27 protein-coding genes are annotated in these 22,645 nt (G+C 54.7%); 11 read left to right on the forward strand and 16 right to left on the reverse strand.

Annotated features, from left to right (window positions below):
• Positions 1-4: 4 nt before the first annotated feature.
• The 15 genes from trpA to EI185_RS13015 all read right to left on the reverse strand — a co-directional run bounded on the left by trpA (position 5) and on the right by EI185_RS13015 (position 15,089).
• Positions 5-805 (reverse strand): tryptophan synthase subunit alpha, encoded by an 801-nt coding sequence (gene trpA, locus EI185_RS12945; RefSeq protein ID WP_124705571.1) that lies wholly within the window; start codon positions 803-805, stop codon positions 5-7.
• Between the two features lie 24 nt (positions 806-829).
• The gene (locus tag EI185_RS12950) at positions 830-1,456 is read right to left on the reverse strand and encodes an FMN-binding negative transcriptional regulator (protein ID WP_124705572.1); all 627 of its coding nucleotides are present in this window, start codon (positions 1,454-1,456) and stop codon (positions 830-832) included.
• Positions 1,457-1,472: 16 nt separating this feature from the next.
• Complete coding sequence (gene trpB, locus EI185_RS12955) at positions 1,473-2,672, reverse strand: tryptophan synthase subunit beta (protein ID WP_124705573.1); 1,200 nt, start codon at positions 2,670-2,672, stop codon at positions 1,473-1,475.
• Positions 2,659-3,282 (reverse strand): phosphoribosylanthranilate isomerase, encoded by a 624-nt coding sequence (locus tag EI185_RS12960; RefSeq protein WP_124705574.1) that lies wholly within the window; start codon positions 3,280-3,282, stop codon positions 2,659-2,661. The genes trpB and EI185_RS12960 overlap by 14 nt, the downstream gene beginning before the upstream one ends.
• A gap of 13 nt (positions 3,283-3,295) precedes the next feature.
• Entirely contained in the window at positions 3,296-4,072 is a 777-nt protein-coding gene (truA, locus tag EI185_RS12965) for a tRNA pseudouridine(38-40) synthase TruA (RefSeq protein WP_124705575.1), read from the reverse strand.
• A gap of 7 nt (positions 4,073-4,079) precedes the next feature.
• Entirely contained in the window at positions 4,080-4,733 is a 654-nt protein-coding gene (locus EI185_RS12970; protein ID WP_124705576.1) for a CbiQ family ECF transporter T component, read from the reverse strand.
• Positions 4,733-7,420 carry a motility hub landmark protein FimV gene (locus EI185_RS12975; protein ID WP_124705577.1) on the reverse strand — a complete coding sequence of 896 codons (2,688 nt, stop codon included), beginning with the start codon at positions 7,418-7,420 and terminating at the stop codon, positions 4,733-4,735. The genes EI185_RS12970 and EI185_RS12975 overlap by 1 nt, the downstream gene beginning before the upstream one ends.
• Positions 7,421-7,502: 82 nt before the next feature.
• Positions 7,503-8,525, reverse strand: a complete 1,023-nt coding sequence (locus EI185_RS12980) for an aspartate-semialdehyde dehydrogenase (RefSeq protein WP_124705627.1) — start codon at positions 8,523-8,525, stop codon at positions 7,503-7,505.
• Positions 8,525-9,637: an aspartate-semialdehyde dehydrogenase gene (asd, locus tag EI185_RS12985; protein WP_124705578.1), complete on the reverse strand. Its 1,113-nt coding sequence runs from the start codon at positions 9,635-9,637 to the stop codon at positions 8,525-8,527. The genes EI185_RS12980 and asd overlap by 1 nt, the downstream gene beginning before the upstream one ends.
• A gap of 30 nt (positions 9,638-9,667) precedes the next feature.
• On the reverse strand, positions 9,668-10,732 hold the full coding sequence (gene leuB / locus EI185_RS12990) for a 3-isopropylmalate dehydrogenase (RefSeq protein WP_124705579.1): 1,065 nt from the start codon (positions 10,730-10,732) through the stop codon (positions 9,668-9,670).
• A 31-nt stretch (positions 10,733-10,763) separates the two neighbouring features.
• Complete coding sequence (gene leuD, locus EI185_RS12995; protein WP_124705580.1) at positions 10,764-11,402, reverse strand: 3-isopropylmalate dehydratase small subunit; 639 nt, start codon at positions 11,400-11,402, stop codon at positions 10,764-10,766.
• Positions 11,402-11,530, reverse strand: coding sequence for an entericidin A/B family lipoprotein (locus EI185_RS13000; protein WP_124705581.1), 129 nt, complete (start codon positions 11,528-11,530; stop codon positions 11,402-11,404). Before EI185_RS13000 ends, leuD begins: the two co-directional genes overlap by 1 nt.
• Positions 11,531-11,547: 17 nt before the next feature.
• Positions 11,548-12,951: a 3-isopropylmalate dehydratase large subunit gene (gene leuC / locus EI185_RS13005; protein WP_124705582.1), complete on the reverse strand. Its 1,404-nt coding sequence runs from the start codon at positions 12,949-12,951 to the stop codon at positions 11,548-11,550.
• 63 nt (positions 12,952-13,014) lie between these two features.
• Positions 13,015-14,160 carry an MFS transporter gene (locus EI185_RS13010; RefSeq protein ID WP_124705583.1) on the reverse strand — a complete coding sequence of 382 codons (1,146 nt, stop codon included), beginning with the start codon at positions 14,158-14,160 and terminating at the stop codon, positions 13,015-13,017.
• Positions 14,161-14,360: 200 nt separating this feature from the next.
• Positions 14,361-15,089, reverse strand: a complete 729-nt coding sequence (locus EI185_RS13015) for a Crp/Fnr family transcriptional regulator (protein ID WP_124705584.1) — start codon at positions 15,087-15,089, stop codon at positions 14,361-14,363.
• Positions 15,090-15,201: 112 nt separating this feature from the next.
• On the opposite strand from EI185_RS13015, the gene EI185_RS13020 reads away from it, so the two are divergent.
• The 4 genes from EI185_RS13020 (at position 15,202) to EI185_RS13035 (ending at position 16,897) form a co-directional block, all read left to right on the forward strand.
• On the forward strand, positions 15,202-15,687 hold the full coding sequence (locus EI185_RS13020; protein WP_124705585.1) for a glycine zipper 2TM domain-containing protein: 486 nt from the start codon (positions 15,202-15,204) through the stop codon (positions 15,685-15,687).
• A 91-nt stretch (positions 15,688-15,778) separates the two neighbouring features.
• Complete coding sequence (locus EI185_RS13025) at positions 15,779-15,994, forward strand: CsbD family protein (RefSeq protein WP_124705586.1); 216 nt, start codon at positions 15,779-15,781, stop codon at positions 15,992-15,994.
• Between the two features lie 75 nt (positions 15,995-16,069).
• On the forward strand, positions 16,070-16,258 hold the full coding sequence (locus EI185_RS13030) for a DUF2188 domain-containing protein (RefSeq protein WP_124705587.1): 189 nt from the start codon (positions 16,070-16,072) through the stop codon (positions 16,256-16,258).
• Between the two features lie 27 nt (positions 16,259-16,285).
• Positions 16,286-16,897, forward strand: coding sequence for a hypothetical protein (locus EI185_RS13035; RefSeq protein ID WP_124705588.1), 612 nt, complete (start codon positions 16,286-16,288; stop codon positions 16,895-16,897).
• A gap of 27 nt (positions 16,898-16,924) precedes the next feature.
• On the opposite strand, the gene EI185_RS18215 is transcribed toward EI185_RS13035, so the two are convergent.
• Positions 16,925-17,104 (reverse strand): hypothetical protein, encoded by a 180-nt coding sequence (locus EI185_RS18215; protein WP_223247833.1) that lies wholly within the window; start codon positions 17,102-17,104, stop codon positions 16,925-16,927.
• On the opposite strand from EI185_RS18215, the gene EI185_RS13040 reads away from it, so the two are divergent.
• The 7 genes from EI185_RS13040 to EI185_RS13065 all read left to right on the forward strand — a co-directional run bounded on the left by EI185_RS13040 (position 17,055) and on the right by EI185_RS13065 (position 22,440).
• Entirely contained in the window at positions 17,055-17,174 is a 120-nt protein-coding gene (locus EI185_RS13040; protein WP_306308283.1) for a lmo0937 family membrane protein, read from the forward strand. The genes EI185_RS18215 and EI185_RS13040 overlap by 50 nt on opposite strands.
• 146 nt (positions 17,175-17,320) lie before the next feature.
• On the forward strand, positions 17,321-17,968 hold the full coding sequence (locus EI185_RS13045; RefSeq protein WP_124705590.1) for a c-type cytochrome: 648 nt from the start codon (positions 17,321-17,323) through the stop codon (positions 17,966-17,968).
• A 22-nt stretch (positions 17,969-17,990) separates the two neighbouring features.
• The gene (locus EI185_RS13050; protein WP_223247825.1) at positions 17,991-18,929 is read left to right on the forward strand and encodes a c-type cytochrome; all 939 of its coding nucleotides are present in this window, start codon (positions 17,991-17,993) and stop codon (positions 18,927-18,929) included.
• A gap of 336 nt (positions 18,930-19,265) precedes the next feature.
• Entirely contained in the window at positions 19,266-19,847 is a 582-nt protein-coding gene (locus tag EI185_RS18415; RefSeq protein WP_306308281.1) for a phospholipase D-like domain-containing protein, read from the forward strand.
• 15 nt (positions 19,848-19,862) lie between these two features.
• Positions 19,863-20,759: a phospholipase D-like domain-containing protein gene (locus tag EI185_RS13055; protein ID WP_306308282.1), complete on the forward strand. Its 897-nt coding sequence runs from the start codon at positions 19,863-19,865 to the stop codon at positions 20,757-20,759.
• Positions 20,760-20,906: 147 nt separating this feature from the next.
• The gene (locus EI185_RS13060; RefSeq protein WP_189836404.1) at positions 20,907-21,065 is read left to right on the forward strand and encodes an entericidin A/B family lipoprotein; all 159 of its coding nucleotides are present in this window, start codon (positions 20,907-20,909) and stop codon (positions 21,063-21,065) included.
• A 196-nt stretch (positions 21,066-21,261) separates the two neighbouring features.
• The gene (locus EI185_RS13065) at positions 21,262-22,440 is read left to right on the forward strand and encodes an AI-2E family transporter (protein WP_124705592.1); all 1,179 of its coding nucleotides are present in this window, start codon (positions 21,262-21,264) and stop codon (positions 22,438-22,440) included.
• Positions 22,441-22,645: the final 205 nt, after the last annotated feature.

Genomic DNA, 22,645 nt, shown 5'->3' on the forward strand with positions numbered 1-22,645 from the left:
TTCCTTATTTGGCGTCTATCGCAACGCGGATACCGCGCACGAAGTTAGTGAGGTTTTCAATAATTTTCTCGCGCGGAGAGTTTTCTATCTCCTGTACGATACGGCTTCCTATCACTACGGCATCGGCAAACCGGGCGATGGCATGGGCGGTTTCACCATCGCGAATACCGAATCCCACACCCACAGGCAGCCCGCAATGCTCACGGATGGCGGGGATATGCGACGCTACCTCTGTCAGGTCCAGGCTGGCCGAACCAGTTACACCCTTGAGCGAGACGTAATATACAAAACCGCTGGCCTTCTGCGCCACCACGTTGATGCGCGCCTCGGGCGTGGTCGGCGAGAGCAGGAAAATCATGTCCACACCATGGGCGGCAAACACATCGGCGACGCCGGTACTTTCCTCGGGCGGGATATCCACCGTCAACACCCCGTCCACGCCGGCAGCTGCGGCATTTTTTGCAAACGTTTCATACCCCATGTGTTCCACCGGGTTGGCATAACCCATCAGCACAATCGGGGTGGCGGTATTGGTTTTGCGAAACTCCGCCACCAGCGCCAGCACATCCTTCAGGCCGATATGATGCTTCAACGCCCGCTCGGACGCACGCTGGATGGTCGGGCCATCCGCCATCGGATCGGAAAAAGGAACTCCCAGTTCGATAATGTCCGCCCCCGCCGCCGCCAGGGCATGCAGAATCGGCACGGTGAGCTGCGGGTCAGGATCGCCTGCAGTAACGAAAGGAATCAGCGCGGTTTTATGTTGCGCCTTGAGTTGTTCAAAAACGGATGAAATACGAGACATAGATAACCAATAGGTAAATTTGGATTAGCGCCGCGCTTTAAGATTTGAAACCATCAAGGCTGCGGTTTCCTTATCCGAGGCTATCGCTGAAGCTTGCAGATGTTGAATGACACTTTGCTGATCGTCATTGCTGCGATTCTGGCTGAGTTTGAATTTTCCCTGAATTTCGGTGACTTCGATTTCGAAGCCGACAATCATATCCAAAAGTCGTGTTTTATTCTCGCGCATATAGCCCGTCTGCATAGTCTCTGGATAGTCCGCATCATGTACTGCAGTCAATTTATCGAGAATCTCCTCAAGTTGAGATTCCTCTTCAACTATCCTCGCTCTGCCATATAAATGCACAACGGCATAATTCCAGGTAGGAACACCCGGCTTGGCATACCAGCCGGAAGATACATAAGCATGAGGCCCCTGAAAAACCGCCAGCGCCATCTGCCCTTGAGCCAAATGCTGCCATTGCGGATTGGCGCGCGCCATATGCCCAATCAGCTTGCCGTGAGGGCTCGCATCCTGTTCAAACAAAAACGGAAGATGGCTCACGAAAGGCAATCCTTCGTGTGTAGAAACAAGCGTTCCAAAGGAATAATCTTCAATAAGCGCCGTGAGCCGCTCCAAATTTTCTTCCTTGAATTGCGATGGGATATACATGCAAGCCTCGCCCAGTCTACAGTTCAATTCCTGACAGCTTCGCCACGGTATTGATGTCCTTATCCCCGCGCCCGGACAGATTGACCAGCAGTACCTGATCCTTGCTCATGCCCGGCGCAATCTTGGCTGCATGAGCGAGTGCATGGCTGGATTCCAGCGCTGGAATGATGCCTTCAAACCGGCATAAATCATGGAAGGCGCGCAGGGCTTCGTCGTCGTTGATGGCAACATACTCGGCGCGGCCGCTGTCTTTGAGCCAGGCGTGTTCGGGGCCGACGCCGGGGTAGTCCAGGCCGGCAGAAATCGAGTGGGTTTCGATGATCTGGCCGTTTTCGTCCTGCATCAGATAACTGCGGAAGCCGTGCAGCACACCCGGAGTACCCGCGGACAGGGGCGCAGCATGGCGGCCTGTGGCAACACCGTCACCGCCAGCTTCGACACCGATCAAGCGTACGTTTTTGTGATCTATGTATGGATAGAAAATTCCGATGGCATTGGAGCCGCCACCTACGCAGGCAATCACCGCGTCGGGCTGACGGCCAATCATGTCGGGCATTTGGGTAAGGCATTCATCACCAATGACCGACTGGAAATCACGCACCAGCATGGGGTAAGGGTGCGGGCCCGCGGCAGTGCCAAGTATGTAGAAGGTAGATTCGACATTGGTGACCCAGTCGCGCATGGCCTCGTTGAGTGCGTCCTTCAAGGTTTTGGAACCGGAAGACACCGGCACCACGGTGGCGCCGAGGAGCTTCATGCGAAACACATTGGGCGACTGCCGCACCACATCATCGGCGCCCATGTAGACGACGCATTCCATGCCATAGCGTGCGGCGACAGTGGCGGAGGCGACGCCGTGCTGACCCGCGCCGGTTTCGGCGATGACGCGCTTCTTGCCCATGCGCCGCGCCAACAGCGCCTGACCAATCGTGTTGTTTATTTTGTGCGCGCCGGTGTGATTGAGGTCTTCGCGCTTGAGATAAATCTGTGCGCCACCCAAGTGCTCCGACCAGCGTTTGGCATGATAAATGGGGCTGGGGCGACCCACATAGTGCTTCAGCTCATGGCGGAATTCGGCCATGAAGGCAGCGTCCTTGCGCGCAAGCTCGTATTCGCGGCGCAGTTCGTCCAGCGCGGCGATCAGCGTTTCTGCCACGAAAATACCGCCGTAAGGGCCAAAATGCCCGCGTTCGTCCGGAAGTTCACCGATCCGCATTACCCACCTCTTGAATGAATTTCGCTACTTTAGCCGCGTCCTTGATGCCTTTACTTGTTTCAACGCCGCTGGAAACATCCACCGCCCACGGGTGTACACTTTGCACTGCGTGGCGCACGTTTTCCGGGTCCAACCCGCCGGACAGTATCAGCGGCAGCGGCAGGTTTTCCGGAATCAGCGTCCAATCGAACGATAGCCCCGTACCGCCGGGCTGCCCGGGTACGAAGGCATCCAGCAGCAAACCCTGCGCATCCGCATATAAAGCCGCATATTGTACCAAATTCAAGCCTGCCTTGACCCGCGCTGCCTTGATATAAGGTACACCAAACTGGCGGCAGTATTCGGGCGATTCATCACCGTGGAACTGAAGCAGGTCGGGGCGCACATCCGTGAGCACTGTTTCCACTTGTGCCGGATCGGCATCCACAAACAACGCGACACGAGTAACAAACGCGGGCAACGCCCGGCTGATGGTACGGCCCTGCTCCAGCGCGATGTGACGTGGGCTGGGCGGGTAAAACACCAGGCCGATGGCATCTGCGCCACAGCGGGCTGCGTGTACAGCATCGGCAACGCGGGTCAGGCCGCAGATTTTTATTCGGGTTCGCATGAAGGTAATGACTTTATAAATCAATGCGTTGTGATGTTGGCAAACCCCACTCATCAGCATATTGCACGGCGCTCAAGTATAACCCATCCGGCGCGAAGGTCGGCGCGGCCAGTTTGCGGTCGCGCTGTTGCAACAACTCGGCTACCCAGTGCGACGGATATCGGCCTTTGCCGACATATACCAGCGCACCGACGATGTTGCGAACCATGTGATGCAGGAAGGCATTGGCACTGAGGTCAAAGAGGATGCGGTCGCCATCGCGCCTGATTTCCAGGCTGCGTAGCTCGCGCACCGGCGATTTCGCCTGACAGGCAGCAGCCCGAAAGGCGCTGAAATCATGTGTTCCGATCAGCAATTGCGCCGCTTCATGCATGGGTTCGAGCGCTAATGGCGCATGAAACCAGCCTGCCTTACCCGCCTGCAAAGCCGGGCGCACCGGATGGTTGAGCAACACATAGCGGTAGCTGCGCGCCAATGCGCTAAAACGGGCATGGAATTCTTGCGTTACCACGCACGCCCACAGCACTGCCACGCTATCCGGCAGAAAGCTGTTGACGCCACGCACCCAGGCGCTGGCTGGGCGGTCGAATTGGGCATCAAAATGGACTACCTGCATGGCTGCATGGACACCCGCATCAGTACGTCCCGCGGCGACAACCTCAACCGGGTGACCGGCGATACTCGTCAATGCGCGCTGTAATGCATCCTGTACGCTGCAGCCAGCGGATTGCGTCTGCCAGCCACAAAAATTCCTGCCGTCATATTCCAGCCCGAGGGCTATTCTTACCATGACATATCTACCAGAGCGTAACGGCGCCGCCGACTAGCGCTACAAACATGCATAGATAATCAGTCCATCCCATGGTCCGATCCGGCAATTCGACCTGCGACTGCGTATCAACGGGTAATACCGAGTTTAACTGCAATGCTTCCAGTCGCTGTTTCATATTGGTTGTCCGGGTATTGCCCAAAGCGGTCTCGGCATAGTGCAGTGTAAGCCAGAGACGCACGGCGATGCGTTCCGCATCCACGCCAAACCATTGCAGCGGACTTAAAATCCGGTATATGCCCAACAGTAAATCATCACGAGGAATGCTTCGCATCAGTATGGAAAGTGCAGCAAGCAGCAGGACCATACGCACCAGGCGCAATATTCCGTACTGCAAACCTTGCACGCTTGGACTGAAACTACCTAGCACTGTGGATATATTTTCACCCGGCAGCGTATAGGCATATATCGCCAGCAATGTGAGCAGCAGCCAGCGGGTGCGGCGCAGGTAGCGTAGAAATTGAGCCATGGCAGCACCCCGCAGCCAGGACAGCAATCCCAGTGCTGCCAGTCCGAGCATCGAAGGAGGTGCGAATTCAAGCCATACAACAAAAAACAGCCACAGCACGATGGCTGTGGCTGGATGAAGTTTGCAACGAGTCGAATCTATGATGCGATGCATCAGCCTATCTGGGCCAGGAGCATTTGCGCATCCTCTTTTTGCGTTGGGTTTCCTTCCTGCATCACTTCCTGCAGAATTTCACGGGCATTTTCCTTGTCACCCATTTCATGGTAAACGCGTGCCAGGTCAAGTTTGGTTGCTGCTTCCTGGAAGGCCTCGTCCGGTTCACCCGCAGCCTGACTCATGTCACCAATGTCATTCAAATCCAGGCTGATATCAGAAAAATCCAAATCCGCAGCCGAATCCGGCGACGTCAGAGGCGCTTCAGGTTCAGGCAAGTCAAAGTCAAAATCCAGTCCTGACTCATTCGCGTTGGTTGATTCGAGTGGTGCAGGAGCAGGCTGGCTGCCAAAATCATGGGCAGCAAAGTCGAGATCAGGGAAGTTCAACTCATCATGAGCAACAGAACCTACCTGGATATCTTCATCCGCATCTGAAGCCACCATCGAATCCAGATCATGAAATACCGAGTCTTCATGCGCTGCATGTTTTTCTACTGCGTCGGCGATAATCCCCTGTTCTGCATTAGACGTAAAATCCAGGCTGTGGTCTATCGGCGCATCTGCAGCATCCACATCTGCAATGTTGAAATTGTGTGAAAAATCCGGCGCAGCATCGCCATGAATTTCCTCGCTTGCGGGAGGCGCATCACCATCTTCTGCACGCCTGCGCGAAGCCAGAGCAACGGTTGCCATGCCAGCGGCGACCACGACTGCTGCTGCGGGGTCCCTATTTTCACCTGATTGCTGCGCTGCGCCAATATGGCTGGCTTCGCCAGTATTGTTGTACAGCGGATTATTGGGATCCAGCTTGCGTCCCAGTTCAGCCGCCTTTGCCCACACAGGGGTCATCTCCCCGCCCAGTGCTGCATACAGCTCAGTGGCTACCGACTCAAACGCAGGCAGGTTTTTGCGCGCTGCATAGATTTCCAGTAACTTGAGGTGAATTTCATGCCGGCCCGGATCTTTGGTCAACGCTTCCTTGAGGATTTCCTCAGCTTGCGCATCACGTCCATAAGCCATGTAAACCTCGGCTTCGGCGATCGGATCCACATCATGAGTATCAATAGTTCCCAGCCCGGCCTGACTGAAGTCAGTAAGGAATGAGGTGTTGTTGGTATTCACTGCACCGCCGCCCTGGGTTCCAAAGACGGTATTGGCTCTGATGTCGGTGCCAGCCATGATGCTGTCTTCAAAATTTGACAGCCCCTTGCGCTTGCGTTTGCCATGCATCATGAATGCGAGCAGGGCCAGCAACAGTGCAGCCAAGGCGCCACCGCCAAGGTAGAGCGGATTAATATTTTCATACCAGCTTGGCCCCGCGCTTGCGGGCATGGGTGCTGGCGTCGGCACAACCGGCTTGGGTACCGTTGCTGTCTGTGCCGGCGGAGTGGCTGGCTTGACGGCTGCAGGCGCAGCAACGGGCGGCATTACCTGGGTCGATTCTGCAGCAGGGGCTGCAGTGGAGCCAGCCTTGGCTGCATTTTTTTGCAGTTCTGCCAGCGCCTGGCTCTTGATATCCAGCAACCGCTGCATGTCCTGGATATTTTTCTCCAGGGCAGCTACACGGTTGTTGGCATCCTGCAAAGCTTTTTTCTGGGCAGCAGCATCTTCCTGCAGGGCATTAAGTTTGTCCTGGGTAGCTGCTACCTGCTTGGCATCTTTGCCGGATGCCGGCTGTTTCCCGGTGGCTGGAGCTTCTCCTTTGGAGAGCGTCAGCACGTCCTTGCCGGCTTGCATCTGAGCAGCCTTATCTTCCACCTTGGGCATGATCTTGCCGACAGCCTGTGCGGATTTCTCCGGCGCTGCCGTTCCCTGGGCGACTTCTCCGGCCAGCTTCTGACGATAGCTTTGCCAATCGGCTGATTGCAGTTTGATATCGCGCGCGGCTTCTGCCACAGGAATCGCGGCTATTTGCTCCGGGCTCGGTACTTTAAGAATCTTGCCGGTTTTGAGCCGGTTCATGTTATCGCCAGCGAAAGCCTTGCGATTTTCGCGGTACAAGCCAACCAGCATCTGTTCGAGATTGACGCCATCCGGTTTGGTTTGACTGGCGATGGACGACAGCGTGTCTCCCCGTTTGACCGGGCCGTAAGATTGCTTGGTTGTTTTTTCGGCAGCTTGAGCGGATTTGCGAGTTGCCGTCGCTCCGCCCGTTGTTTTGGATCCCATCGAAGAGGAAGGCTTGGTCTCTGCCGACGACTCTGCGGATTTCCCGGATTCGTTGCCGCCAGTGCTGGCCGAGTTAACTTCCAATGGTGACACCGGCGTTTGTGCAGCCGTCATGCCTGGAGGATCAAGTAAAACCGTATATTCGCGAACCATTCGACCGGTTGCCCAGTCAAGCTCGATGAGCATGTCCAGAAAAGGATCGTTGATTGGCTTGCTCGAGGTTATTTTCAATACTGCGCGGCCATTGGGCTTTTTATCAACCGTAAACTTAAGGTTGTATAGCACCGCTGCCGGATCAATTTTAGCTTCGCGGAACGCATCATTACCCGCGAGGCGGGCAGACAATGCATCAAGCTCGGACTTGTCCCTGGCGAGCAACTCGATTTCTGCGTTAAGAGGCTGTCCCAGCGCCGATCTGACGGACAGCTTCCCCAGTCCGGCCGCATGTGAAGTCAATGGCAGCAACATCAACATGCCTGCCGACAGATAACTCGCAATGATCTTTTTTTGACTCATGCCAATCCCTCGTTACTGAAGACTTTTATCAAGAACTTCATGTAGTTATATTGTGAATTTAAAGCCAACCATATCAATACGCTTATTTCAGATATTTTTCAATAAAAATTTCTGCAATGTTGACACAATTCAGGGCCGTTCCAGCCCGTACATTGTCAGCAACAATCCACATATTCAATCCGTTAGGATGCGAAATATCCGCACGGATACGGCCTACCAACACATCATTTTGTGCCGCTGCATCAAGCGGCGTCGGGAAACTGCCATCCTCGCGTTCGTCTATTACGGTCACACCCGGCGTATTCTTTAGTAAATCGCGTGCGGTCGCTGCGCTTATGCTGTTGCGCGTCTCAATGTGCACTGCCTGAGCATGCCCATAAAACACAGGTACGCGCACCGTAGTCGGGTTGATTGCCACGCTTTCATCGGCCAGCACACGTTGGGTTTCATTCACCATTTTCATTTCTTCCACCGTGTAACCATTGTCCAAAAAGGCCCCAATTTGCGGCAGAAGATTGAATGCTATCCGTTTTGGATAAACGTTATTTTCGGTTTCCGACAGATTAAAAATGGCGCGGGTCTGATCAGCCAATTCATTGATGGCTTCTTTGCCGCTACCCGATACAGACTGGAAAGAGACCACATTGATGCGGCTGATGCCAGCTGCGTCGTAAATCGGTTTGAGGGCTTTCAGCAAATGTATGGTTGCAGCATTGGGACTGGCGATCAGCTTGCGTGGCAAATAATCTGCGATGCTGTCCGGATTCACCTCCGCCACGACCAGCGGCACCGCTGCATCCGTGCGGAATTGCGGGCTGCTGTCGATCACCACGCAGCCAGCCGCTGCGGCCTTGGCGGCATAATGCGCTGCCGCTTCAGCGCCTGCTGCAAACAATGCAATGCGCACTTGGGTAAAATCAAATTGCTCGGCATCCTGAACCACGATATCGCGTCCGGCAATGCTGATTTCCTCACCTACGGACAGGCTGGGCGACAGCAAATATAACTTGCCCAATGGGAAATCGCGTTCGGACAAATGTTCCAGTATTGCCTCACCGACCAGGCTGGTCGCGCCAAGGACGGCGACATCCACTTTTTTCGGCATCAAGCTTCTACCAGTATGCGCAACATGCGCCGCAACGGTTCGGCAGCACCCCACAGCAACTGGTCGCCCACCGTGAAGGCAGACAGGTATTCGCCGCCCATGTAGAGCTTGCGCATGCGGCCTACCGGCACGGTCAACGTGCCGGTCACGGCGGTGGGGGTAAGATCGGTCATGCTCGCCTGGCGCTGGTTGGGCACGACCTTCACCCAGTCGTTATGGGAAGCGACGATGGCTTCTATCTCATCCATCGGTACGTCTTTTTTCAGCTTCACGGTCAACGCCTGGCTATGGCAGCGCATTGCGCCGATGCGTACGCACAAGCCATCTATGGCAATGGCATCGTCGCTGCGGCCAAGTATCTTGTTGGTCTCGGCACGCGCTTTCCATTCTTCCTTGCTCTGGCCGTTGCCCAGGTCTTTGTCGATCCACGGGATCAGACTGCCTGCCAGCGGAACGCCGAAATTGGCGGTAGGAAAGCTGTTGTCGCGTAGTGTGCCGGCAACTTCGCGGTCGATGTCGAGTATGGCGGAGGCCGGGTCGTCCAGCAGCGTTTTCGCAACCCGGTGCGCTTCACCCATCTGGCTGAGCAATTCGCGCATGTTCTGAGCACCGGCACCCGACGCAGCCTGATAGGTCATCGCGCTGATCCAGTCCACCAGGTCTTCGCGAAACAGGCCGCCCAGCGCCATCAGCATCAGCGAAACCGTACAGTTGCCGCCGATGAAATCCCTGCCGCCCTTGGCCAGCGCATCCTGGATGACGTGTTGGTTGACCGGGTCGAGAATAATGACGCTGCCCGCTTCCATACGCAACGTGGAAGCGGCATCGATCCAGTAGCCTTTCCAGCCGGCGGCGCGCAGCTTGCCGAAGATTTCACTGGTGTAGTCGCCGCCCTGGGTGGAAATGATGGCGTCCATCGCGCGCAGCTCATCCAGATTGCGGGCATCTTTCAATGCGGGAACGTCCTTGCCGATATCGGGGCCTTTGCCTCCCACCTGCGAGGTGGTGAAAAATACCGGCTCGATCACGTCGAAATCGCGCTCCTCGCGCATGCGCTGCATCAGCACCGAACCGACCATGCCGCGCCAGCCAACCAGACCTACTCGCATCATTTTATGTGTCTCCTGTTGTTCTATTTTCGGTCACAGCGCGGCAAGCACTGCGTCGCCCATGGCCGCGCAACCCACTCGGGTGGTGCCGGGCGTGTAAATATCGGCGGTGCGCAGCCCCTGGCTAATCACTTTTTTGACCGCATTCTCAATGCGGTCGGCCACACCATCGTGGCCGAAGGTATAGCGCATCATCATCGCGGCGGAAAGTATCGTGGCGAGCGGATTAGCGATGTCCTTGCCGGCAATATCCGGCGCCGAACCGTGGATGGGCTCGTACATGCCCTTGCGGCTCTCGTCCAGCGACGCTGAACCAAGCATGCCGATGGAGCCGGTGAGCATGGAGGCCTCGTCGGAAAGGATATCGCCAAAGATATTTCCGGTGAGGATCACATCGAACTGCTTCGGGTTGCGCACCAGTTGCATGGCTGCGTTGTCCACGTACATGTGCGACAGTGCCACCTCGGGATATTGCCGGGCGGTCTCGATCACCACCTCGCGCCACAGCTCGCTGGTTTCCAGCACGTTGGCTTTTTCCACCGAGCACAGTTTCTTGCCGCGCTTCATGGCGATCTGGAAACCGATGTGCGCGACGCGCCGCACTTCCGACTCACTGTAGCGCATGGTGTTGTAGCCTTCGCGCTCGCCCGCCTCGTTGACATGGATGCCACGCGGCTGGCCGAAGTAGAGGTCGCCGGTAAGCTCGCGCACGATCATCAGATCCAGCCCCGCCACCACTTCCGGTTTGAGCGTGGAAGCATCAGCCAGCTCCGGATAGAGCGTGGCCGGACGCAGGTTGGCGAACAGGTTGAGTTCCTTGCGGATGCGCAGCAAGCCCTGCTCCGGGCGCATCGGGCGCGGCAGCGTATCGTACTGATAGCCACCCACCGCACCGAGCAGAATTGCGTCGGATTCGCGAGCAAGCTTGAGTGTAGCGTCCGGCAATGGATCGCCAGCGGCGTCATACCCCGCCCCACCGATGGCGGCATGTTCCATCTCGATCCTGAAGCCGTCGCTATTCAGCGCCTGCAACACCTTCACTGCCTGGGCGGTTACTTCGGGACCGATACCGTCGCCGGGCAATACTGCGATTTTCATAAGGATTCTTTCAATTCAAAATCAGAAAAAACTACACAAACAGCCACGGCGCTTCCGCCTTGCGCCGTTCTTCATAAGCCTTGATCTTGTCCGCTTGTTGCAGGGTCAGGCCGATATCGTCGAGACCGTTAAGTAGGCAATACTTGCGGTGCGCATCCACGTCGAAACCGAAGGACTCGCCAGCGGGCGTGGTAACGTTCTGCCGTTCCAGATCCACCTGCAGGGCGTAACCGGGCGTCGCTTCGGTTTCACGGAACAACTGATCGACGATGGCCGCGTCCAGCACGATAGGCAGCAGACCGTTCTTGAAGCAGTTGTTATAGAAAATATCCGCAAAACTGGGCGCGATGAGGGCGCGCAAGCCAAAATCCTCCAGCGCCCACGGCGCGTGTTCGCGGCTCGATCCGCAGCCGAAGTTCTCGCGCGCAAGCAGCACCTGCGCACCCTGGTAACGCGGCTGGTTGAGCACGAAATCCGGATTTTTCGGGCGATTACTGGCATCCTGCCCCGGCTCGCCATGGTCGAGATAACGCCATTCATCGAACAGATTTTGGCCGAAACCGCTACGCTTGATGGATTTCAGGAACTGCTTGGGAATGATGGCATCGGTATCCACATTGGCGCGGTCGAGCGGCACCACCAAGCCGTCTAGTAGGGTAAATGCACGCATTATTTTTCCGATTTTTTCTGGATGGTGTCCCCGACTTTTTCAACATCCTGGCCGAAGCCATGCATGGTATTGCAGGCGGAAAGGCCAAGAACGGAAAACAGGGTAACAATAAGAGCAAGGGTGCGCATGATTTCACTCCTTCAAGTTAAAATTTACGGACATCGACAAAGTGTCCCGCCACGGCGGCGGCGGCAGCCATGGCCGGACTCACCAGATGGGTACGCCCGCCCTGCCCCTGGCGGCCTTCGAAATTGCGGTTGGAGGTGGAGGCGCAGCGCTCGCCCGGCTCCAGCCGGTCGGCATTCATCGCCAGACACATCGAGCAGCCCGGATCGCGCCATTCAAAACCGGCTGCGAGAAATATCCGGTCCAGGCCCTCTTGTTCCGCCTGTTGTTTGACCAGGCCAGAACCGGGTACCACCATCGCCAGCTTCACACTGGCGGCTTTTTGCCGGCCTTTCACCACTGCGGCGGCGGCGCGCAGGTCTTCGATGCGGGAATTGGTACAGGAACCGATGAACACCTTGTCCACAGCGATTTTCTCGATCGGCGTATTGGCCGCAAGCCCCATATAGGCTAATGCGCGTTCCCAATCGCTGCGCTTTACTTCGGAGGGCGCATCCGCCGGGTCGGGCACGCGTCCGTCCACGCTGGTCACCATTTCAGGCGAAGTGCCCCAGGTCACTTGCGGGACGATGGCAGCGGCGTCCATGTGCACTTCCTGGTCGAACACCGCATCTGCATCCGACACCAGCGTGCGCCACCAGTCCACCGCCTGATCCCACTGCTTGCCCGTGGGTGCGTAAGGACGGCCTTTTACATAGTCGATAGTCTTGTCGTCAACCGCCACCATGCCGGCGCGTGCACCCGCCTCGATAGCCATGTTGCACAAGGTCATGCGCCCTTCCATGGAGAGTCCGCATATCGCCGAACCGGCGAACTCGATCGCGTAGCCGTTACCGCCGGCAGTGCCGATTTTTCCGATGATGGCGAGCGCCACGTCCTTGGCGGTCACGCCGTGTCCCAGTTCGCCTTCCACATTGACGCGCATGGCCCTGGATTTTTTGGTGACCAGGCACTGGGTGGCCAGCACGTGTTCCACTTCAGAAGTGCCGATACCGAACGCCAGCGCACCGAATGCCCCATGGGTGCTGGTGTGGGAATCACCACATACCACGGTCATGCCAGGCAGGGTGAGCCCTTCTTCCGGGCCGATCACGTGCACGATGCCCTGACGCACGTCTTCCATTTTGAATTCGACAATGCCGAAGTCAGCGCAATTCTGATCCAGCGTTTCCACCTGCAGACGCGAAATCGGGTCGGCAATACCGCCGGCGCGGTTGGTGGTGGGCACGTTGTGGTCGGGTACCGCCACTGCCGCCGCAGGTCGCCGGGGTTTGCGCCCAGCCAGACGCAGGCCCTCGAATGCCTGCGGGCTGGTTACCTCATGCACCAGGTGACGGTCGATATAGAGCAGCGTGGCGCCGTCCGGCTCCTCGTGAACCAGATGGGACTGCCAAAGTTTGTCATAAAGGGTTTGCGCGCTCATGGATGCAGCCACTCAATAGTTGAACCGAAAATTATACACAGGCTGTCGCAACCATGCACTGAATCAGGCCTCCATTGCCTTGAGTTTCCATGCCACCAGCCCGAATCCCAGCAAGGCGAATCCCGCTGCGATGGTAAACGTCCATTGCGCGCCGAGGCTGTCCCAGATGGCGCCGGCGTATAACCCGCCCAGCGTGCCACCCGCGCCGAACGCCAGGCTGCTGTAGATGCCCTGCCCGCGCGCCTGATGCCTGCCGCGGAAATAACGGTGGATCAACGCCACCGCCGCTGCGTGGAATGCACCAAAAGTTGCCGCGTGCAGCACCTGGGCAAAAATCACCCAGCCGGGGTAGTCCACCGCCCAGCCGATGAGGAGGAAGCGCAACACTGCAATGGCAAAAGTCGCCAGCAGAATGCGCGCCATGGATACCCCCGGCAGCAGACGCGGCAGCCACATGAATACGGCGATTTCGCAAATGACCCCCAGCGCCCACAACCAGCCCACTGCGCTTTTCGTATAGCCATGCTCGACCAGATCAATGGAATAAAAGGTGTAATACGGGCCATGCGCCACCGCCATCAGGAAACATGCGGCGATCAGCGCCATCACCTCGGGACGGCGAAGGATGTGCCACACTGGTTGGTGATCGGCCGCGTGCACTTCGATCGCCGCTTCCGGAATGCGCCGTGCCAGCAACGCAATACCGGCCATGAAGCCCAGTACCGCCCAGGGCAAATCGCTGATGGGCCGTACATCGAACCAGTAACCCAGCCCCAGCACTGCCACGATAAATCCCACTGACCCCCACAGGCGGATGCGACCGTAGCGATGGCTGTGCTCACCCAGGTGCGACAGCGTGGTGGCCTCCACCAGCGGCAGCGACGCGCTCCAGAAGAAACTCATGGTCGCCATCACCGCAAACAACCAGGCAAAGCTGGTGCCAAAAAATACGCCGAGATAGCACAACAGGCTCCCCAGCGCCGCGATTTGCACGATCATCACGCGCTTGCCGCTGCGATCCGCCATCCAGCCCCAGATATTCGGTGCGAAAATACGCATCACCTGCAACAGCGACATCAGCACACCGATCTGGAACGCGCTGAACGCCAGCGACTCGAGGTAGATCGCCCAGAACGGTGACATCGCCCCGACAAAGGCAAAATAAAAAAAATAGAAACCGGACAGGCGCCAGTAGGGAAGATTTTGCATCAGAAATTCAAACCGGGAAAAACGGGAAAATGGGAAAAAATCCGTCCCGCGATGAGTGATGAAGCACTCGCAACGGACACTGAACTCAGCGTGACGCAATGATCTACGGCGGCGTTAAAAGTCCCGTGTTGCTGGTGGCTGCGCGAGCACCAAATGTTTCCGCCAGAATTGCTCCAGTCCTGTTCTTCATTGCCTCAGGGTCAACCCACCGCCTTGTCCGCCAAATCGGCGAGCAAGCTGTCGTACTGTTTTTTTACAATGTCGTAACACTCGCAGGCCTGCGCTTCCAGCTTGTGCCTATCCAGAATTTCGATGCGACCCCGGGAATAGCTGATCAGACCGGCATCCTGCAGCCTGACTGCGGCTTCAGTAATGCTCTCTCTACGCACACCCAGCATGTTTGCAATCAATTCCTGCGTCATGCGTAATTCGTCCGTAGGCAGGCGATCAATATTCTGTAACAGCCAGCGACATAATTGCTGTTCCACCGAATGGCGACGGTTGCAGCCGGTGGTTTGCGACATCTGAACAATCAGTGTCTGAGTGTAGCGCATCAGCAAATGCTGCAAGCTTCCACAGTGGTCGAACTCCTCTTTCAGAATGCTGGATTTCATCCGGTAAGCATGGCCTGAATGCTGGATCGTGGCCTGCGTGAGCGAAGTCTGTCCACCCATGAAGATCGACACGCCCAGCACGCCTTCGTTTCCGACCACAGCGACCTCTGCCGAGGTGCCGTCTTCCATACTGCACAGCAAGGACGCAATCAAGGTTGTCGGGAAATAACCATATTCCAGCGCTTCATCAAATTCATATAGCACCTCGGAGCGTTCCAGAGATACCAACTCAAGATGGGGTGCGATGTGCTCGAATTGATCGTCGGGCATTGCGCCAAGCAAGTGATTCTGTTTTGGATCGTGTATAGCTGACATGGCCTGGCCCCAGATTTTGTGACACGAAAAGATTTGGCTCTTTAATGTGCGACAGCGTACAGACTGCTGTCGGCATTTCTCCTAATCTGCGAACTCGATCATAGGAGATTCCATGAAAACATTCCACAAGGTGCTTGCGATTGCAGGCGTGAGCGTGATCTTGCTGGGTGGCTGCGCCAGCACCAATCCATATCCGGATACGCGCTCCAGTAATCCATACCCCGACAATCAATACGGCAATGCTCCGCGTTACAGCAGCGCCTATGGGGTGGTCGATTCCATCAACACAGTGCGTACAGACAGTAACGGCAGCCCGATAGGCATCGGTACCATCATTGGCGGTGTCGTGGGCGGCGTACTGGGCAACCAGGTCGGCGGTGGCACAGGCAGAACTGTGGCCACGGCGGCGGGCGCAGTCGGTGGTGCCATTGTGGGTCACCAAATCGAAAAGAACCGCAATGCTGCGAACGCCAATGCTTTTCAGATACGCGTACGTCTGGATAACGGGGCTTACGAAACCTTTACCCAGAATGATATAGGCGATATGCGTGTTGGGGATCGGGTTCGCATCGACAACAACCACGTCACGCGCTATTGATATCACGCGGTTTTGCCCTTGCATCCGTACCAGAGTGCATCAATTCTCGCCGGGTAATCCCGCCTGTCGAATTCACTGCAAAGGAGAAAACATGAACTGGGACATCGTTCAAGGAAACTGGAAACAATTCAAAGGTAATGTCAAACAACAGTGGGGCAAGCTTACGGATGATCACCTGGATCAAATCGCCGGCAAACGCGACCAACTGGTGGGCAAGATCCAGGAAGCTTATGGCGTCAACAAGGATGAGGCTGAAAAGCAGATCAAGGAATTCGAAGAGCGCAACAAGGACTTCCGCGCCCATTGAGGCGTACCCGAAACCACATCGACCACCCGGTTCGGGTTTATGAAATCAGAACCGCCAGATAACCGAAGGAGAAAAATGATGGGATTTGACCAAAAAGGATCCACCGTTTTTTGTGTTCAACATGGTAAATCCGGGCAGTGGGAAGTAAGCGAAGAAGGTTTTGACAAGCCGCTTGCATCCTTCGACAGCCCTGAAGATGCCAAGAAATATGCCAATGACCTGGCCAAAACCAAGGAAGGTTCTGGCGTCAAAGTAATCGACTGACTCACTTGATTCTCAAAAGGAAATATCATGAAAAAAACCACTCTTACCGCACTTACCGCAGCCATTCTGTTGGCTTTCAGCGCTGGGGCCATGGCTGAGACCATGTCCAAAAGCGATTACAAGGCGAGCAAAAACAGCATCAGTTCCGAATACAAGGCCGCCAAGGAAAAATGCGATTCATTGTCAGGAAATGCCAACGACGTTTGCGAGGCCGAGGCCAAGGGCAACGAAAATGTCGCCAAGGCTGAACTGGAAGCGAAATACAAACCCAGCGAGAAGACGCGTTACAAGGCTTTGATGGCGAAAGCAGAGGCCGCATACAAAGTGGGCAAGGAACGCTGCGACGACAAATCGGGCAATGCCAAAGATGTTTGCGTGAAAGAAGCCAAGGCCGCTTTTGTGCATGCGAAAGCCGATGCTAAAGTCCAGATGAAGAGCCTGCAGGCAGATGAAAAGGCCAGCAATACATCCGCAGAAGCCAACATGAAAGCCAAGGAAAAAACCTCCGACGCGCAGCATGACGCTGCAAAGGACAAGCGTTCGGCAGATTTCGCTGTGGCCAAGGAAAAATGCGAGACCTATTCCGGTGCGGCCAAAGACCGTTGCATCAATCAGGCGAAAGCACAGTTCGGGATGTAATTGGACATCTGAAACTGCTACAACCCATTATCCGGAAATGGTGTTCAATTTTAATGAATATTCCGGCACCGGATAAGGGTCATAGACCAGCATAAACTGATTACAAATTTTAAAGAGGGGTTTTGTCATGCTATATACCATCGCCGTTATTTTAATCATTCTCTGGTTGCTGGGCATGGTCACCTCATACACCTTGGGGGGATTCATTCACATTCTTCTGGTCATTGCGATAGTGGTTATCCTGCTCCGCGTGATCAGCGGCCGGCCCCCGGTATGAACCGCGCGTGGTGATCGTTTCATGTATGGACACCCAGCTTGCGTCATGGCTGCCACGGCGATTTCGCCACGTTTAGCCAGGGCGGTTATGGTTGGGTTTCCCATACATGGCTCCGCGTTGAACAGAAAATCAAAGAGAGCAATAGAATGACTTTCGCACGCAATCCTGCGGTAGAAATCGGACTGCTCCTGCTCCTGGCAGGGCAAGCAGGCGTGAGCCATGCCGACGTCAAGGCGGGTGAAGCGATCGCAAAAAGCGGGACCGGGAATATTTCCGCCTGCATGCTGTGTCACGGCCTTAACGGGGAAGGTCGGCCGCCTGCTGGATTTCCGCGTTTGGCAGGGCAGAATCGGGACTACCTGGTCAAGCAATTAAAGGATTTCAAGGCAAAATTGCGTACCAATCCTTTGATGCGACCCATCGCCAGTGCATTGAACACTGCCCAGATGAACGACGTCGCGGATTATTACGCCAGTTTGCCGCCCTGGAAACCAGGCACCGGCCCTGCCCAAAATACAGCGCAAACGCCCCGTGGCGCGCAACTGGCGCAGCACGGCAACTGGGACAAAGGCATGCCTGCCTGTTTTGCCTGTCACGGTGCAAATGGCGCCGGGATCCCGCCGCACTTCCCGAGTATTGCCGGGCAAAATGCCGTTTACATAAGCAATCAGCTTAATGCCTGGAAAGCCGGAACGCGTATCAATGATCCTGAAGGATTGATGAAGGCTGTTGCAGACAAACTGAGCCCCGAGGATATCAGTGCTGTCAGCGCCTATCTTGCGAATCCGAAATGATGAGAGTTGATGGAGACACGCCATGAATCGATTGCTTGATCGACTGACGCAAAATGGCAAATTTCATCCCATGTGGATCGTGCTGGCCGTCACCGGGGTATTGATTGTTGCATCCATAGTCTTTATTCCCGCGCGTTATGAAGGTTCCAAGGAACCCAAACAAAAAATAGCCGTTGCCGACCATGCAGCCGCAGAAACCCTGCCCGAGCCGGATGCGGGACAGCACGAATCAAAACCGGAGCCGGCAGTTATCCAAACGACACATTTCACGCCCCCGGCAGAGCGCGATATGCCCACCGGCGAAATGGGCGACATGATCAAACTGGGCAGAAATATTTTTGTACATACTCAAGTGTATGCAAAAAATCTGGTCGGCAATGGTTTGAATTGCGTGAATTGCCACCTGGATGCAGGTCGCAAAGCTGACTCGGCGCCATTATGGGGTGCGTATGTAATGTTTCCTGCTTACCGGAGCAAGAATCACAAAGTAAACAGCTTTGAAGATCGTTTAGCGGGGTGCTTCCGATTCAGCCTGAATGGCACGCCACCCGCTTATAACAGCAAGGAAATGCTGGCCTTGACCAGTTACAGCTACTGGCTGGCGACAGGCGCTCCTACCGGTAAAGAACTCGCTGGCCGTGGTTATCCAAAGCTGGACAAACCTCCACGGCAGCCTGATGCGCAACGCGGCGCTGCGGTATTCGAGAAAAACTGCGCAATTTGTCATGGCGCAGATGGACTGGGTACGAAAGTAAACGCACAATATGCGTTCCCGCCGCTCTGGGGAAAAGATTCCTTTAATGCGGGCGCAGGTATGCATTCAGTAAAAAATGCAGCTGCCTTTATCAAGGCCAACATGCCGCTCGGCAAAGGCAACTCGCTCTCGGTACAAGAGGCCTGGGACGTTGCACAGTTCGTGGATAGCCACGACAGGCCGCCAGACCCTAGAGTAAAAAAATAAGGCAGTTCATTCTGCCTGCAGGAAAATCATAGGTGAATGCGGCATGCCTAACCCCTTACCAGAGACGGTAACACTCCAGATTAGACGGCCAGTCTGCCCGGCGTGTGGAGGTGCGTTGGCACGCATACACCGTAGACTTATCGACCGTTTAATCAGCATGGTGGTCTTGCGTCATCGATATCGTTGTCTCGCATTGGGCTGCGGCTGGATTGGAAATCTTCCGCCAGTGAAAAAGTACATCATGCAACAGTAAGCATTCTGTTTGCTTCTTACCTCTTCCCAGTGCTTAAAGGCAAGCCCCGAACATGAATAGGGATCAAAATTTGCACTTGAAGAATGACAGTAAGCCAGTTCCGACTGGATATACATACTAATCAAAAAACTGGTTTGTTCATGGTGATGACGATGCAATTGCAATACTTCGCAGATTGTTTTTCTAATTGCTTATCGCATACCAAATTACTGATTGCAGCTATGACAAGTCTACTGATGATGGCTGGCTGCGCCAGTCTTCCCGATGCCAAAGCCACCCTCGCGACCCCTCCGCAGGCGGTGCAATTTGATAACGCCGACGGCGCATTACCTGCAAAAAAAAGTCAAGCCATCCTCAGGCAATTAAAGCTGGAGGCAGGCAGTCTGGATATCTTGCAGAAGCATCTGGCGCTGGAGCAGCAAATCAATCCTGAAAATCCGCTGGTATTAGGTAACAAAGTCACTTTGTTACAGGATGGGCCATCCACCTATAAAGCCATGTTTTCTGCCATCCGTAGCGCACGGCACACGATCAACCTGGAAACTTACATCTTTGAAGTTGGCAAGGTCGGCGATGAGTTTGAGGAATTACTGCTGGATAAACAGGCCCACGGAGTCAAGGTCAACCTGATTTACGACAGTGTCGGCTCACTCGGCACGCCCTAAGATTTTTTTAAATTCATGGCCGACAGCGGTATCCATGTAGTGGAGTTCAATCCGGTTAATCCACTGGCGCACAATGCCAAAACCTGGCGGCTGAATAATCGTGACCATCGCAAGCTATTAGTTGTGGATGGTCGAATCGCCTTTGTAGGAGGCATCAATATCAGCGATGCATACTCCAGTGGCTCTTTTTTACGTCATAAAACAAAAAAAGGTAATCCATCATTCGGCTGGCGTGACACCCATGTTGAGATTGAAGGACCCGCGGTTGCCGAATTTCAGAAGCTGTTCCTGGCTACCTGGAAAAAACAAGGCGGCGCACCGCTTAGCCAAAGCGATTATTTTCCTCAACTTCACAAGCAGGGCAACGAAATCGTCCGCGCCATTGGCAGTGTTGCGAATGACCCAACCAGCCCTATTTACCTGACGCTGCTCTCGGCCATCAATCATGCGGAGCGGCAGGTACATCTTACCAATGCCTATTTTGTGCCCAACCCACAGTTTCTTAAAACCTTGATGGATGCCGCACAACGGGGTGTAGATGTGAAGCTGATATTACCCAGCCATAGTGATTCATGGATAGTCTTCAATGCGGGGCGTTCTCATTACACAACGCTATTGCGCGCTGGCGTCAAAATCTACGAGCGTCGCGGAGCGGTAATGCATGCCAAAACTGCCACCATAGACGGTGTCTGGTCGACCATTGGTTCAACAAACCTGGATTGGCGCAGCTTTCTGCACAATGACGAGATCAACGCAGTCATCCTCGGCAGCGATTTTGCCAACCAGATGGAAGCCATGTTTGCCAACGATCTGACGCAATCGGATCAGATTGAGCTGAAGCAATGGCGGCACCGGCCCATCACTTCGCGCTTCAAGGAATGGCTATCCAGACTCCCTGAGTATTGGTTATAAAACCAGTCTTGCCGATCACGCATGATATCTATGTGCGACAGCGTACAGACCGCGTCTGTCATGCCCGATAAAGTTGCTCCAGCCTTGTAAATCACTGCTTCCGGTTTTCGGGCTTTTTATTCAGCTTTTAACGTTCAGGAGAAAATCATGACCAAGAAAATTTTATCCGCATTGATAATGGCTGGCACATTGGGGATGTTGCTCAGCGTCTCGGCTTGCAATACTGTAGCCGGCGCAGGTAAAGATGTTGAACATGCTGGTGATGCCATTCACGACAAAGCCAGGGACGTGCAGAACAGCAATTAAGCCATCTTCAGGCGGAAATATTAAAAAAGGCTCTGCCAGGAGCCTTTTTTAATAAATTACAGGTTCATTGGTAACAGAGTAGCTCGAATTATTCTGAACCGGCGATTGTCGGATTCAAAGCAAATCCTTCGATATCTTCTTAGGAAGGCAAATCCGACCAACAACGAGCATAGTTAGCCACTTCCCGGTCGAAATCATGGAATCCCATCCCGAATCGATAAATGCAGCGAAAGACGCAATCAGTACTCTGGAAACTCATGATCTGACGCTGCCACCTGCGCATGAGACGGTGGCAACTCATAACATGGCGCTTACCATGCTCGCTGTTATCGCGCTGATATTTACGCTTGATTGGGCCCAGGTTTTTGTCATTTCCATTCTGCTTGGAATTTTATTCGCCTATACGCTCAATCCACTCGTCGCCTGGCTGGAATTAATCAAAATTCCGCGCATATTGGGCGCCACTTTAGTAATGCTTACCGTGGTCAGCGCGGGATTACTGTGCACCTACGCTTTACGTGGGGAAATGCAGACGATACTGGATCAGTTACCCAAGGCCGCCAGCAAGTTATCGTCCGTAACGAGTCATTTGCAACGTGGCCAGCTCAGTAACATGCAAAAAGTACAGATCGCTGCAAATGAAATTGAAAAAGCCACCAATCAGGTTGGCGCTACCCCTGAGGCTAACAAGCGATTGAAGACCTACGTGGTCGTCGATCCATCTCCATTCAAGCTGAGCAATTTATTATGGTCGGGTTGGACGGGCTTGCTGACATTTTTCGGGCAGGCTGTCATGGTGGCATTCCTCACCTATTTTTTACTGCTGTCGGGTGATACTTTCAAGCGCAAGCTGGTACGTCTGGCGGGGCCCACCCTGACCAGAAGGAAAATTACCGTTCATATCCTGGATGACATTAACAATTCCATCCAGAGTTACATGTTCATGCTGTTGATCACCAACGCCATGGTAGGTATTTTCACCTGGGCGGCCTTCTCCTGGCTGGGCCTGGAAAACGCAGGTGCCTGGGCGGCAGCGGCAAGCCTGTTACATATCATTCCTTATTTTGGACCCGTTATTACTGCCTCCGTGACCGGCATGGCAGCGTTCATCCAGTTCGATTCGATTTCATCAGCACTACAGGTGGCCGGCGCATCGTTGCTGATAGCCACCATCATTGGCACCCTGGTCACTACCTGGATGACGGGCAGGTTTGCAAAAATGAATACTGCGGCAGTGTTTATTTCCCTGCTGTTCTGGACCTGGCTATGGGGTATATGGGGCATGCTGCTTAGCATACCCATCATCGTCATCGTTCGGGTCGTGTCACAGCATATAGAACCGTTGCATCCTCTAGCAGAATTGCTGGGGGACTAAGCAGACCAATGGGACATATAGCTGGATAGATAGCGGGAATACAGAGCATTTGGAATTATGTGCGGTACCGAACAGAAACGTCCGGGCAAGAGCAGGTATCATTTTAAACATGCGGGGGCCTCATTTCATTGACAACCCCAACTCCGAATTTGGATAACAAACCGGGCTCACATAATGCTAAAAATCCGCTCCATGTTAATTTTAC

It is taken from the genome of Sulfuriferula multivorans (genome assembly GCF_003851125.1).
Classification (GTDB): domain Bacteria; phylum Pseudomonadota; class Gammaproteobacteria; order Burkholderiales; family Sulfuriferulaceae; genus Sulfuriferula; species Sulfuriferula multivorans.

Bases quoted from the DNA above. Each gene is read 5' to 3' on its own strand.
- trpA (WP_124705571.1), bottom strand. From the start codon at position 805: ATGTCTCGTATTTCATCCGTTTTTGAACAACTCAAGGCGCAACATAAA.
- EI185_RS12950 (WP_124705572.1), bottom strand. From the start codon at position 1,456: ATGTATATCCCATCGCAATTCAAGGAAGAAAATTTGGAGCGGCTCACG.
- trpB (WP_124705573.1), bottom strand. From the start codon at position 2,672: ATGCGGATCGGTGAACTTCCGGACGAACGCGGGCATTTTGGCCCTTAC.
- EI185_RS12960 (WP_124705574.1), bottom strand. From the start codon at position 3,282: ATGCGAACCCGAATAAAAATCTGCGGCCTGACCCGCGTTGCCGATGCT.
- truA (WP_124705575.1), bottom strand. From the start codon at position 4,072: ATGGTAAGAATAGCCCTCGGGCTGGAATATGACGGCAGGAATTTTTGT.
- EI185_RS12970 (WP_124705576.1), bottom strand. From the start codon at position 4,733: ATGCATCGCATCATAGATTCGACTCGTTGCAAACTTCATCCAGCCACA.
- EI185_RS12975 (WP_124705577.1), bottom strand. From the start codon at position 7,420: ATGAGTCAAAAAAAGATCATTGCGAGTTATCTGTCGGCAGGCATGTTG.
- EI185_RS12980 (WP_124705627.1), bottom strand. From the start codon at position 8,525: ATGCCGAAAAAAGTGGATGTCGCCGTCCTTGGCGCGACCAGCCTGGTC.
- asd (WP_124705578.1), bottom strand. From the start codon at position 9,637: ATGATGCGAGTAGGTCTGGTTGGCTGGCGCGGCATGGTCGGTTCGGTG.
- leuB (WP_124705579.1), bottom strand. From the start codon at position 10,732: ATGAAAATCGCAGTATTGCCCGGCGACGGTATCGGTCCCGAAGTAACC.
- leuD (WP_124705580.1), bottom strand. From the start codon at position 11,402: ATGCGTGCATTTACCCTACTAGACGGCTTGGTGGTGCCGCTCGACCGC.
- EI185_RS13000 (WP_124705581.1), bottom strand. From the start codon at position 11,530: ATGCGCACCCTTGCTCTTATTGTTACCCTGTTTTCCGTTCTTGGCCTT.
- leuC (WP_124705582.1), bottom strand. From the start codon at position 12,951: ATGAGCGCGCAAACCCTTTATGACAAACTTTGGCAGTCCCATCTGGTT.
- EI185_RS13010 (WP_124705583.1), bottom strand. From the start codon at position 14,160: ATGCAAAATCTTCCCTACTGGCGCCTGTCCGGTTTCTATTTTTTTTAT.
- EI185_RS13015 (WP_124705584.1), bottom strand. From the start codon at position 15,089: ATGTCAGCTATACACGATCCAAAACAGAATCACTTGCTTGGCGCAATG.
- EI185_RS13020 (WP_124705585.1), top strand. From the start codon at position 15,202: ATGAAAACATTCCACAAGGTGCTTGCGATTGCAGGCGTGAGCGTGATC.
- EI185_RS13025 (WP_124705586.1), top strand. From the start codon at position 15,779: ATGAACTGGGACATCGTTCAAGGAAACTGGAAACAATTCAAAGGTAAT.
- EI185_RS13030 (WP_124705587.1), top strand. From the start codon at position 16,070: ATGATGGGATTTGACCAAAAAGGATCCACCGTTTTTTGTGTTCAACAT.
- EI185_RS13035 (WP_124705588.1), top strand. From the start codon at position 16,286: ATGAAAAAAACCACTCTTACCGCACTTACCGCAGCCATTCTGTTGGCT.
- EI185_RS18215 (WP_223247833.1), bottom strand. From the start codon at position 17,104: ATGAATCCCCCCAAGGTGTATGAGGTGACCATGCCCAGCAACCAGAGA.
- EI185_RS13045 (WP_124705590.1), top strand. From the start codon at position 17,321: ATGACTTTCGCACGCAATCCTGCGGTAGAAATCGGACTGCTCCTGCTC.
- EI185_RS13050 (WP_223247825.1), top strand. From the start codon at position 17,991: ATGAATCGATTGCTTGATCGACTGACGCAAAATGGCAAATTTCATCCC.
- EI185_RS18415 (WP_306308281.1), top strand. From the start codon at position 19,266: ATGACAGTAAGCCAGTTCCGACTGGATATACATACTAATCAAAAAACT.
- EI185_RS13055 (WP_306308282.1), top strand. From the start codon at position 19,863: ATGGCCGACAGCGGTATCCATGTAGTGGAGTTCAATCCGGTTAATCCA.
- EI185_RS13060 (WP_189836404.1), top strand. From the start codon at position 20,907: ATGACCAAGAAAATTTTATCCGCATTGATAATGGCTGGCACATTGGGG.
- EI185_RS13065 (WP_124705592.1), top strand. From the start codon at position 21,262: ATGGAATCCCATCCCGAATCGATAAATGCAGCGAAAGACGCAATCAGT.